Source organism: Pseudomonas sp. GW821-FHT12A04 (assembly GCF_058807755.1).
Genome location: NZ_JBXAQZ010000008.1, coordinates 169,841 through 182,060 on the forward strand (window position 1 = coordinate 169,841; position 12,220 = coordinate 182,060).

Below are 12,220 nucleotides of genomic sequence, written 5' to 3' on the forward strand. Positions count from 1 at the left end.
TCACATCAAGGAGCGAACCATGCCGAACAACTGGCCCGCAGGGATTGAGCACGTCGTCGTGCTGATGATGGAAAACCGTTCGTTCGACCATTTGCTGGGGGATTACACAAGCATCAATGCCGCGTGTGACGGTATCAACCGCAAGGCGCCCAGCACCAACCCGTTGAAGCTGGCCAACGGTAATTCGACGGTGATCACTCAAGCGTCGGAGTTCCCGGAAAACTACAGCCTGTGGGCACCGCCGCCCCCTCTGCCTCCGGCGCTGCCGCCGGGCAACAGCGAGGGTTTCGACCTTGGCCACGAATTCGTTAACGTAGAAAAACAACTGGGCGTCTCCTTCAAGACCAGCCCGGCCAACCCTACGCTCGCCGGTTTTGCCCAGGACGCCTACGACAAGGCCCGCAGCGACCTGAAGGTGTACAAGACCTGGTCGCAGTCCATGGCCCAGCGGGCGATGAACTACATCCCGTTCGGCGCCACGCCAGCGAAGGATACGCTGCCGGCCATCCACGGATTGGCGCGTAACTTCACCGTGTGCGACCGCTGGTTTTCCTCGGTGCCAGGCCCCACCTGGCCGAACCGTTTTTTTGCCATGCTCGGCAGTTGCAATGGTCACCTGCTGATGCCCTCCACGGGCACGGTGCTGGCCGGCATCAAAAGCCTGATCGCACAATTCGGCGGCGAGAGTATTTTTTCGCTGCTGCGCAACAACGGCCACGACGCGCGGATTTATTCCGATGGCGCGATCCCGCTGGCGGCGTTGGTCAAGGGTGGTTTGCAGCACCTGAGCCTCGACGACTTCAAGTCGGACGTCGCCGGTAACAGGCTCCCCGAACTGTCCTGGATCGAACCGAGCTATGGCCTGCTCAACGGCAAACTCGGGCCCAATGTGTCGCATCATCCACCTGAAGACCTGCGCTTTGGCGATCAGTTTGTCGGTGAGGTGTTCAATGCCTTGTCGGCCAACACTGCTGTCTGGAACAAAACCCTGTTCGTGCTGCTGTACGACGAACATGGCGGCTTCCATGACCACGTGGTGCCGCCGACTTGCGTGGCGACCGGTTCAACGGCCGATGTCCCATGGAAAAATCCATTCACCCGCCTCGGCGTTCGGGTTCCGGCGATCCTGGCTTCGCCGTGGCTCAAGCCAGGCTTGATTCCCTGGACGGGCAGCGTCCAGGCCCAGCATTACGATCACACCAGCCTGCTGGCGTTTCTTTGCGATCACTTCAAATTGCCGCGCAGTGCCCTCGGCCCACGGGTGATCGCCGCGCAGCATTTCGGCAATGCACCCATCTGGCGCGCTGCACCGGGCGTAACGGCTGCGCCAAAATTGGCGGCTACTGCGGTGCCCAGTCGCGTCGGGTTGCCATTGATCGAGTCGGAGCTGGCGACCCAGAGTCGGCAGGTGGTGGACAGCGCCACCGGTTACCTCGACGGCCTCGATCCAGAGCAGATCTGGAAGAGCAGCGCCCAATGGGTCAGCGGTTTTCTCGGCAATCGCAGCCGCGCCCTGGCTGATCCGGCTCAGGCCGCGCTCACGCCTGCCGCGCCCAGTGCGGACAGCCTGGAGGCGAAACTGCGGCGCCTGCAGGATTTGATGGTCACCGCCCAAGGTCAAGCCGTTCGACCCGTTGCAGTGCCTGCCAGCAAAGCCTCGGCAGAACCGGGAGCGGAAGTCGCAACAACACGGCTGCGCGTCCTGTGCCTGCCTGGCGTCGGGTTCACGCCAGCCGGCCAAGGGCAGGGCGGCATCGATGCGAACTGGCAGGATCAATGGCGCATCTTGATCCGTACTCAACTGGCGCAGAACGGTCGCCCCATCGATGACCAGGACATCGACTTCCTGTCCTTCGATGAGCAACTCAAGGAGGGGCCGGACTTCGCACAGATCACCCGAGGCCTGGCGATGCTGAGCGCCGACGCCAGGGGCAAGGCCGACGACAACTTCGGCAGTTGGGGCCTGCCGGTCAATCAGATGTTGCGCACCACCGTTGGCGCCATCGTGCAATGGATCGAGGACGCCGAGTTGCGCACGGCGTTGACTCAACATCTGTTGGCGAAGGTCGAGGCATTCAATCCACAGATCATCTTCGCTCAAGGGCTGGGTAGCCTGATCGGCTATGACGCCCTGCGCCGCTCGGTGGCAAAAAAAGGTACGGCACTCAAGCGCATCGATGGCCGTGTGTTCGTCAGCTTCGGCTCGCCGATCGCACTGCCGCTGGTGATGCGCGAAGTGTGGGGCGGGCGGGTGCTGCGCCTGAGCGACAACGGCCGAGGCATCCGCCGCTGGTTCCACCTCCACAACCCCAACGACGGCTTGCTGACCCGGCCAATTACCTCGCCGGATTCAGCGCGGGTCGACCTGCAAAGCGAATTCAGCGTGCCGTTGCGCGATGACCTGCTCGACCTCAATCACGCCGCCCAGGCCTACTTGTCCTCACCCACCAGCCAGACCGGCCTGTGGCCGCAACTCGCCCGCGATGTGGTGGCGGCGCGAGCGCTGGAAGTGCCGGCGTTCCTGTCCCGCAGCGGCCAACGCAAACGTCGCGCCCTGGTGGTCGGCATCAACGACTACCTCGACCCGAGCGCACGCCTCGAGGGCTGCATCAACGACACCTACCTGATCAGCCGCATGCTTCAGGAAAGCGGCTACGACGCCGGCGACATCCGATTGCTGCACGACGCCCGAGCGACCCGGGCCAACTTCGTCGAACGCCTCGAATGGCTGGTGGAAGGCGCCCGTGCCGGCGACGAGCGCGTATTGTTCTACTCCGGCCACGGCACCCAGCTGCCGGTCTACAGCAGCAGCGGCGAAGCCGACTGCATGGACGAAACCCTGGTGCTCCACGACTTCGACTGGGACGACGAAAGCACCCACTTCACCGACAAACTGTTCCGCCAGTTCTACAGCCACCTGCCATTCGACCCGGACGGCCACGGCGCCAAACTCACCGTCATGTTCGACTGCTGCTACGCCGGCGGCATGACCCGCGGCAACGGCCGCGTGCGCGGCATCACCCCACCCAGCGACATCCGCCACCGCATGCTGCGCTGGGACCCCTACGCTGGCGACTGGGACCGCCGCGTCTACGCCACCGACGCCGACCGCCGCGACTTCAGCGAACAAGACAACAAAACCCGCGGCCTCACCCGCACCCGCAACACCCAAGGCGCCGCCACCGGCCTGCGCCCCGAGAAAAAAGCCCAACTGCTGCGCCAAACCAAACTCTACGGCCACCACGGTCCCTACATGCCGCTGATGCTCTATGCCGCGCGGGAGAACGAAAAGGCCAGCGAATATGTGGTGGGCTCCAACCACTACGGCGCCTTCACCTATGCCATGGTCGAACAACTGCGCAAGTTGCATCAGGAGGATGCAACGTTGGGGTTTGATCAGTTGATTGAACGGGTGGGGAGTGTGTTGAGTGCGAGGTCGTTGGGGCAGACACCGGAGATTGTTGGGCCTAGTGGGGTGAGGGCGGCGGTGTGTCCTTGGCGGATTAGTGGGTTGGGGAGGTGATCTCGTAACCGCAATCACAGGCAGAGAAAAGGGCCTCAGGAGAATCCTGCGGCCCTGATATCACTGACGTTCCCAAGCCAGCCGCTGAACCCTGGTGGGAGCGAGCCTGCTCGCGATGGCGTCAGTTAAAACGCCACTTAAACAAAATCCGCTGTTTGCAACTCAAGCAGCGGTTTGTTTGAGGCGGCCGAGAGATCAGAATCCGCGCATAACCCGTGACGCCTTTCGCCACCAAGACTCACGTTGATTGAAAGAATCATCCGCCAACACACACGGCATATCCCGCAACCGAATCCACGGCTCATCCTGCCAATGCAACATGCAGAGCGACATCTTAGGCCAATCAAGCACACTCAAAGTCGGGCGCTCCACCATTCGCGACGGCCGCGCATCACGCAGCGCAGGCACCACCTGATGAGTCAGCCACTCTCGCAGCAATCGATTCTCAGGGCAGTAGTGATAAATCAACAACGCATACACACCTGACTCGCTCACCATCAAACGCTCTTTAGCGGCGCCATAGAGGTCAACCAGCATCATTTGCCTCTGATCCGCATCGAGCTTGCGCGTCACGCGCTCATCAAGGTGTTTGCCCATCAGTCGCCCGAGATCATGAGCGCAAAACCACGCCTGGTTCTCCAAAAGAAGGGCATGCAGCTGGACGTTGTGACGAGTGAAAAGGCTGGATTTGAGTGATTCAGGCATGGCGTGCCTCCCGGAGCGGAAGCGCGTTGCTGGATCTGTGGGTACGGCGATTCACCTTCATCTTGAAGGTCGGATAGACAGGCATTTCCTTTACCTCTGGCTGCTTTCTTAGGGCATTCGTTAAGGGTGTCGGGAGCTAAGAAACCCACCAGAGACGGGCCGGACATATTCCCCTTTCGGGTCTTGTATTCGCCCACTCCCGACATAACGGGGATTTTCTCGCAGGCGTAGAGAAACCGCAGGCGAAAAAAAGCCGCATGACTGTCGGGTGCGGAGGACCGCTCTGGTTTGTAGAGTTTCTTAGGCTCGGAGCCGAGGGTAGGAGGATCAGATGGCTCCGTCAACCCACAGTTCGTTACATAAATTTCTGAACACAAGGATCGCTGGACAACGACGAAGAGTGAATTAGACTGGCTGCATATACAGTATTTTGTGTTTGCAAATTCCTATCCCTAACCCTGTCGTGTGTCATCAACCCAAATGCTTGGGAACGCAAGAAATTTCATTTACTTTGAAGTTTCAAGGGCTAGAATGGTGATCATTCGTCACAGCTTTGACCCAGAGGATCTCGGGCTCATGAATCTTTTTGAAACACCATCTTTTGAATCCTTGAGTGAAATGAGTTCGCGCTCCCATGACACAGATACCCATCCAGCCACTGATCTCGCACTGCTTCATAAGCTGCTGGAAATCTATGACCAGGGTCAGCTCGCTGAAATTCTCAACGATGTCAGCCCTACTCACTGGTGTCGTGAAACCATAAATCGCTGGGTCAAAGGTAAAGCTTCACCAAAGCTTTCTCATATCGAATTCACTCGCCTGGAAGCTCTCTTACCCAAGCGTTTGAACCATAAACCTTCGTTTACCTTTATTGATCTTTTTGCCGGTATCGGGGGCATCAGAAAAGGTTTTGAAGCCATCGGTGGCGAATGCCTGTTCACGTCCGAGTGGAACAAATACGCAGTCAAAACCTACAAGGCGAACCATTTCTGCGATCCGGTTCGGCATAGTTTCAATCTGGATATTCGGTCGGTCACTCTTTCGGACAAACCCGAGGTGAGTGACGAGGAGGCGTATAAGAATATCGATCGTGAGATCCCTGATCACGATGTCCTGTTGGCAGGTTTTCCATGTCAGCCGTTCTCCCTTGCTGGCGTTTCCAAGAAAAATTCCTTGGGACGCAAACACGGCTTCGAATGTGAAACCCAAGGCACTCTATTTTTTGATGTGGCTCGAATTATCGCAGCAAAGCGGCCAGCCGCGTTCTTGCTTGAAAACGTGAAAAACCTCAAAAGTCACGATAAGGGCAATACGTTCCGGATCATTTGCGAGGCTCTCGATGAACTGGGCTATGAGGTTGCCGACGTCAATGCGCCGAAGGGAACAGATCCCAAAGTCATTGATGCACGACACTTCCTGCCACAGCATCGCGAGCGAATTGTGCTGGTAGGTTTCCGTCGGGACCTGAATGTTCACCAAGGTTTCACGCTACGCGATATCAGCAAACTGATACCCAAGCAGCGACCTAGCTTCGGTGATTTGCTTGATAAGGAAGTGGACAGCAAGTACATCCTGACACCAAAGCTTTGGGACTACCTTTATCGGTATGCCGAAAAACACCGCGAGAAAGGCAATGGTTTTGGCTTTGGTTTGACTCGTCCGAATGATGTGGCGCGCACGCTCTCCGCTAGATACCACAAGGATGGATCGGAGATTTTGGTTGACCGCGGTTTTCTGGAAAGCCTGGATTTCAACAGTGAACTGAATCAGATCAATCGGCCACGTAGGCTTACTCCTCATGAGTGCTCACGCTTGATGGGCTTCGACAAGCCGGGCGAAAGCAATTTTGTGATCCCTGTATCTGATACCCAAGCTTACCGTCAATTTGGTAACTCGGTTGCCGTCCCGGTTTTTGAAGCTGTGGCTCGGCTTATGAAAGATCGTATTTTGGCTGCAAAGGAAAAGACTGCTGACACGGAGCGACCACAGTTGGAGTTTGCCCTTCCCGAGTGAGGAGGTACCTCTCCAGCAGGAAGTCCGGAGCGCTTGCGCTCCGGCGCGTCGATCGACATTCTCGAATGCATCGGATAGCTCACATCCAGCCTTGAGAGCACTCGCTCCTAAGGTATACAAAGGGGTGCAGCTATTAATTGCATGGGGGTGGTTTTTTGGTCGATATTGTGGATGTGGCAACCCGCTCTCGAATGATGGCTGGCATTCAGGGTAAAAATACCAAACCAGAGGTTCTAATCCGTAAAGCCTTGCATGCACGTGGCTTTCGCTTCCGCTTGCACGTTAAACATCTCCCCGGTAAACCTGATCTGGTCTTACCAAAATACAACGCAGTGGTGTTTGTGCACGGCTGCTTTTGGCATGGACACACCTGTCGATATTTCAAATTCCCCCAGACGCAACCAGATTTTTGGTTGGAAAAAATCGGCAAAAATCAGATCAGAGACCGATCCCATGAAACATCCCTGTTGAGCCAAGGTTGGAGGGTTCTTGTCGTTTGGGAGTGCGCCGTAAGGTCAATGAAGCGAGAGAAATCCCTTTTACTGATTGACCTCATGGCTGAGTGGCTGATAAACGGTAATGAATATTTACAGATAGACGAAAACGCATGTTCAGCGACCGCATCAGTGATTACTTCGAAGGTGTAGCTGCCAAATATTTGAGCGCAGTGGATGCAGATCCCGGTCGTTCTCATCAACACGAAATAGGCGGCCTTCCTGCTGCAGGATTCAAGCAATACCTAGGTACTCCCGGGAAGAGCGAGGAGTATCGATTCAAAGCCAAGCAGATTTATTTCACGGATGAATCTGTTGCGCCCGATATCAGCGAAGGGATGGTCACTTGGTACGATTGTCGGCGAAAGCAACCTCATCGAAGCGCTGAGTTTCGTCTCTATTACAATACGAATGCAGTAACCGAGTTGCTCGAAGAAGGGGATTTTCTTCTGGTAGCGAAAATGCGTGACGGTTCATTGCTGATGATATTCACGCCAGCAGGTAGCACGGTTGAGAGCCAATTACGGCTTCTGTTCGGTCTGGATCACGTAGGTGAGAGCTTCACCTCGGGAACGCTGGACTCCGTGCAGTTACTTTTACCCTTACGGCTAATGCTGGAAGACTTGGGGATTGAAGTAAGTCGAGTTGAAACGGGAGATGATGCTTGGCTTGAGCAGCTCGTTCATTTGTTTGGTGGGAAGGCTTTTCCAACGACATCCGCATTTTCGGTTTATGCAAGAAAATCCATTGAAGAAATGGTCGATCCTTTAGGTTGCCCCGATCAGACCATCCTTGATTGGATGGAGCATGAAGAAAAGCTTTTTCGCATTTACGAGCGACATTTGGTTCAACAGCAGCTTCGCAATGGGTTTGGCGAAAAAGGGGATGATGTAGATGAGTTCATCAGTTTCTCTTTGAGCGTGCAAAATCGTCGGAAATCCAGGGTGGGCCATGCATTTGAAGGTCATCTGGATGAAATCTTCCGGTTACACGGTTTGCGCTTTCAACAGGGGCGAGGCAAAGGTTTAACAACCGAAAATAACTCCAGACCTGATTTCATATTCCCGGGCTTTGCTGAGTATCGTGACTCTGAGTTTCCTGCAGAGAAGTTATTTATGCTAGGAGCAAAGACAACGTGTAAGGATCGTTGGCGTCAAGTTTTGAGCGAGGCTCACAGGATTCCTCAAAAACACTTGGTTACGATGGAGGTGGCTATCAGCGAAAGTCAAACCATGGAAATGCAATCTCACGGCCTGCAACTTGTAGTTCCCCAAAAAATACAAATGACCTATTCAGATTCACAGAGAAGCTGGTTGATGGCGCTTGAGGGTTTTATTGATATAACAAAAAAACATTGTTGTTAATTTGTGGCTATTTTTATGCGTAACATTTTTATCTCAAAGAGAAACTTATGTTTTTAGACTGCTTTGCGGCATCTGAGTGCTGGGATAATCCATTCTTTAAATTTTTATCTAAAAGCGATGCAGGGAAGTCAAAAGCACACCAGGGTGGTGTTGTAATTCTCAAGCAGGCCACGAAATTTTTTCCGGAGTTATTCACTACGGAAGATAAAAATAAACCTAGTCGAGAAAGACCTACCAGAAGCTGTAGTGTTACTGCTGAGCTGTTTGTTGAAAGTCACTATTTTAAAACAGTCGTTACTCGATATCAGTTTCAAACGTGGGGAGGAATGCGCTCCCCTGAATATCGGCTTACTGATCAGCTAGGGGCGATTCGCGACCCGGCGAATGCTGGTGATTTACTGATCGTTCAGCGTCATACATTTATAGAGAATCATTACCGGCTTACGTTGGTCAGAAAAACTAGTTCAAGTTTTTCTAGTGCGCTTAGTGTTTTTTTGGGAGCCACGGCTTATGGAGTACTAGCTAAATCTCCTCCCGTTACTCAGGCAGAAATTGAGGGGGCTATATATGCCGGTCTGCAACCAAGGCCAAAGTTTGAATTGTTCGAGGCGGGCGCAAAAAGCACTGCTGCCGTAGTTAATAGAGTTGCCCGCTCTATTGCCTTCAGGAAGAATGTTATAGAGCTTTATGATGGCCAGTGTGCAATTTGCAATGAGGCGTTAATTTCGCCTCTTGGGGCGCATGAGATCGAAGCGGCACATGTCGTTCCTCGTTCAAAGTTTGGAGTTGATGAGGTTCAGAATGGTATTGCTTTATGCAAGAAACATCACTGGGCTTTTGATAACGGGCTATTTGGTGTTGGTATTAATCGAAAGATTTTAGTGTCAGAGACTGTATTGAAGCTGAATCCACAGTTAAGTGTGTTAATTGGTCGGCGCATAGTGGATGCAGTAGGATATTTTAGAGTTCATGACGACGCATTCGCATGGCATCTGAGTAATGTGATGATTTCTTAAACGGCTTTTTAGTAAGCCAAAATTTTCGGGAGGAGGTGGTATCGATGATGTGGCTGCTACGAACTTTGTACTCTTCTCCTAAAAAAAGCCCTGAACATGTTCAGGGCTTTTTTGATTTTTCCGATTTGCCGATTCAAAAATACAACAGACAAATGGCGACGAACTCTTGAATCAATCCCAGCTCAAAGCCCCACCAGTCTGATACTCAATAACCCGAGTCTCAAAGAAATTCTTCTCTTTCTTCAAGTCCATAATCTCGCTCATCCAAGGGAACGGGTTAGTCGTCCCTGGGTACTCTTCCTTCAAACCGATCTGCGACAGGCGACGGTTAGCGATGAACTTGAGGTAATCCTCCATCATCGCCGCGTTCATACCCAACACGCCGCGAGGCATGGTGTCACGAGCGTATTCAATCTCTAGCTGAGTGCCCTGCAGAATCATCTGCGAAGCTTCTTCCTTCATCTCGGCATCCCACAAATGCGGGTTTTCGATTTTGATCTGGTTGATCACGTCGATGCCGAAGTTCAGGTGCATGGATTCGTCGCGCAGGATGTACTGGAACTGCTCGGCGACGCCGGTCATTTTGTTGCGGCGGCCCATGGAGAGGATCTGGGTGAAGCCGCAGTAGAAGAAGATGCCTTCCAGAACGCAGTAGTAGGCGATCAGGTTGCGCAGCAGTTCCTTGTCGGTTTCGACGGTGCCGGTTTCGAACTTCGGATCGGAGATCGAGCGGGTGTATTTCAGGCCCCAGGTGGCTTTTTTCGCGACCGACGGGATCTCGTGGTACATGTTGAAGATCTCGCCTTCATCCATGGCCAGCGATTCGATGCAGTACTGGTAGGCGTGGGTGTGGATCGCCTCTTCGAAGGCCTGGCGCAGGATGTACTGGCGGCATTCCGGGTTGGTGATCAGGCGGTACACGGCCAGGACCAGGTTGTTGGCAACCAGGGAGTCGGCGGTGGAGAAGAAGCCGAGGTTGCGCATCACGATGCGGCGCTCGTCGTCGGTCAGGCCTTCCGGGTTTTTCCAGAGGGCGATGTCGGCGGTCATGTTGACTTCTTGCGGCATCCAGTGGTTTGCGCAGCCGTCCAGGTACTTCTGCCAGGCCCAGTCGTACTTGAAGGGTACGAGTTGGTTGAGGTCGGCGCGGCAGTTGATCATGCGCTTTTCGTCAACGGCGACACGGGCGGAGGCGCCTTCGAGTTCGGCGAGGCCTTCGGCGACGTCGAGGGAATCCAGGGCAGCTTTGGCGCGGGCAACGGCGGCGGAGTCAGTGGCGGTCACGGCACGGGCTTCCAGGGCGGCGGCACCGCCGGCGCTGTCGAGACGGTCCATGTTGGCTTCGGTGGCGTGGCCAGCGTTGGCGCTCTTGACTGCTACTTCCGTGTCTTCTTTGTCGAATTCGTCCCAGCTCAGCATGACGTGTCGTCTCCTGCGTGAGGGCCAGTGTGCCCGTGTGAAATTGGATAGGTCGGTTTTTCACACGGCCTTACTGGCCGCGTTGGATCTAAAGGAATCGTTTTTTGCGGCAGCTATACGCAGGCATCAAACAGAATTTTGTACGGGGTTCCGAGAGCCACTGATGGGCGCAGCAAGCGTTGATCGCTTGTGCGGGGCTTCAGACTGGCTTTTCGTCCCTGTAAGGGAATATTGCAGGCCCGTTTAAGGCCGCATTATAGGGAAGTTTTGCGTGCTGTGGTGCGGCGAAATGGCTCACGGAACGGTCGACGGGGGCCGTTTTTCGGTCGGAGTGAGGGTTTACAGGGCTTTGAACGATGTTGGCGGGGGAAGATTTTTTTTCTTAATTTTTTGCCTCGGATTATTTTTGTTCAAGAAATGACCAAAAAAGGCTTTTTTCACTACATCTTGTGTTTCGGTGGGGTTTTCTCAGGCTCCAGACACAACTAAGCCCGACCGAAGTCGGGCTGTGAAGTCACGTAGGCGGATCAGCTCAGGCGAGCGGCACCGACGTGATCGGCACCATCGGCGGCGAGGCGGGCTGCGCCGGTGTGGTCAGAACCGTCGGAGGCCAGTTTGCCTGCACCGACGTGATCGGCACCATCGGCGGCTAGACGGGCTGCGCCGGTGTGGTCAGAGCCATCGGAAGCCAGTTTGCCTGCACCGACGTGATCGGCACCATCGGCAGCGAGGCGGGCGGCGCCGGTGTGGTCGGAACCGTCGGAAGCGACAGCCGCTTCACTGGTGTAAACGGCAGAGCCGGTGCGGTCGTAACCATCGGCGGCGAAGGTGTTGGCTGCCAGGACGGAGAGGGTCAGGGCGAGGATCAGTTGGGTTTTCATGGTCGTTGCTCCAGATTCGTGGGTGTTGTTTGTCTTGGGTTGCAGTTGATTCTATGCCGATCATTTCGATTAAAAAGCGCAAATAAATGCTTAAAACGATCGAATTAATCGATTATTAAGGTTCGGCGCTTTATCTGCCTGATCGCGGCGGGTGGGTCGAACCTTTTGGGGGGAGGGGTGAAGCAGGGGATCAGCCGTTGGAGCAGCCATTGCCCATCATGCTGTAGCGCAGGATATGTCGTTGGCCGTGGGAGTCTTCGTATTCCATTTTCATCGGCACAACTTCACACACGTTCGGGGCTTCGCTCATGGAGATCACTTTGGCGATGTCCAGGTGGGTGGAGTAGGTGTATTCCTCTATTGCTGGTTGTTGCTGCGCGACATCAGTCGGGACCTCGTTTGCCATGGCGGTTGCGCACAGACTGCTGAGGGCCAGAACCAATAAAGCTTTCATTTGAAATTTACCTTTTGGAGGTCGAAAGGGGGCACGCAATCTTTTTGGGATTGCGTGTGGAGCTTCGGTATCAGGGATTTGATTAACTGCCTTCGTGGGGGCTGCAACTTGGTTAATCAGGTTGCCTTGTTGGCGTGGCTGATTTTAGGCGTCGACGCTTCGTCCATATAGGCGTGGTTTTGATAAACACTTTTGACAGATCCTGTAACAATCCCTGAATAACCTCTTCTTTTGTAGGCGCGAATTTGCACTGCGGGGTGTCAGATTGGGTGCGTTATCGTTGACGACCATCGCGAGCAAGCTCGCTCCCACAGGTACCGCGGCGGTAGTGGGGTTGACGGTTTTTCACGA

9 protein-coding genes are annotated in these 12,220 nt (G+C 54.5%); 5 read left to right on the forward strand and 4 right to left on the reverse strand.

Annotation, left to right across the window (positions count from 1 at the left end; all coding sequences use genetic code 11):
- Positions 1 to 19 precede the first annotated feature (19 nt).
- Positions 20 to 3,523, forward strand: a complete 3,504-nt coding sequence (locus tag AC1RS8_RS14580; RefSeq protein WP_489339099.1) for an alkaline phosphatase family protein — start codon at positions 20 to 22, stop codon at positions 3,521 to 3,523.
- 195 nt (positions 3,524 to 3,718) lie between these two features.
- Here AC1RS8_RS14580 and AC1RS8_RS14585 read toward each other — a convergent pair whose 3' ends face one another.
- Positions 3,719 to 4,228, reverse strand: coding sequence for a BRO-N domain-containing protein (locus tag AC1RS8_RS14585; protein ID WP_489339098.1), 510 nt, complete (start codon positions 4,226 to 4,228; stop codon positions 3,719 to 3,721).
- A 576-nt stretch (positions 4,229 to 4,804) separates the two neighbouring features.
- Between AC1RS8_RS14585 and dcm the strand changes: the two genes are divergently transcribed.
- The 4 genes from dcm to AC1RS8_RS14605 all read left to right on the forward strand — a co-directional run bounded on the left by dcm (position 4,805) and on the right by AC1RS8_RS14605 (position 9,115).
- On the forward strand, positions 4,805 to 6,241 hold the full coding sequence (gene dcm / locus AC1RS8_RS14590; RefSeq protein WP_493162929.1) for a DNA (cytosine-5-)-methyltransferase: 1,437 nt from the start codon (positions 4,805 to 4,807) through the stop codon (positions 6,239 to 6,241).
- A gap of 194 nt (positions 6,242 to 6,435) precedes the next feature.
- Complete coding sequence (locus AC1RS8_RS14595; protein ID WP_493162975.1) at positions 6,436 to 6,888, forward strand: very short patch repair endonuclease; 453 nt, start codon at positions 6,436 to 6,438, stop codon at positions 6,886 to 6,888.
- Positions 6,849 to 8,099: a type II restriction endonuclease gene (locus AC1RS8_RS14600; protein ID WP_493162931.1), complete on the forward strand. Its 1,251-nt coding sequence runs from the start codon at positions 6,849 to 6,851 to the stop codon at positions 8,097 to 8,099. The genes AC1RS8_RS14595 and AC1RS8_RS14600 overlap by 40 nt, the downstream gene beginning before the upstream one ends.
- Before the next feature lie 47 nt (positions 8,100 to 8,146).
- Positions 8,147 to 9,115 (forward strand): HNH endonuclease, encoded by a 969-nt coding sequence (locus AC1RS8_RS14605; RefSeq protein WP_493162933.1) that lies wholly within the window; start codon positions 8,147 to 8,149, stop codon positions 9,113 to 9,115.
- 171 nt (positions 9,116 to 9,286) lie between these two features.
- Here the strand turns inward: AC1RS8_RS14605 and AC1RS8_RS14610 are convergent, their stop codons facing one another.
- The 3 genes from AC1RS8_RS14610 to AC1RS8_RS14620 form a co-directional block, all read right to left on the reverse strand.
- Positions 9,287 to 10,534, reverse strand: coding sequence for a ribonucleotide-diphosphate reductase subunit beta (locus tag AC1RS8_RS14610; RefSeq protein ID WP_057713602.1), 1,248 nt, complete (start codon positions 10,532 to 10,534; stop codon positions 9,287 to 9,289).
- Positions 10,535 to 11,061: 527 nt separating this feature from the next.
- Entirely contained in the window at positions 11,062 to 11,415 is a 354-nt protein-coding gene (locus tag AC1RS8_RS14615; RefSeq protein WP_154860381.1) for a hypothetical protein, read from the reverse strand.
- Positions 11,416 to 11,605: 190 nt separating this feature from the next.
- Positions 11,606 to 11,869 (reverse strand): DUF2790 domain-containing protein, encoded by a 264-nt coding sequence (locus AC1RS8_RS14620; protein WP_057713604.1) that lies wholly within the window; start codon positions 11,867 to 11,869, stop codon positions 11,606 to 11,608.
- Positions 11,870 to 12,220 lie beyond the last annotated feature (351 nt).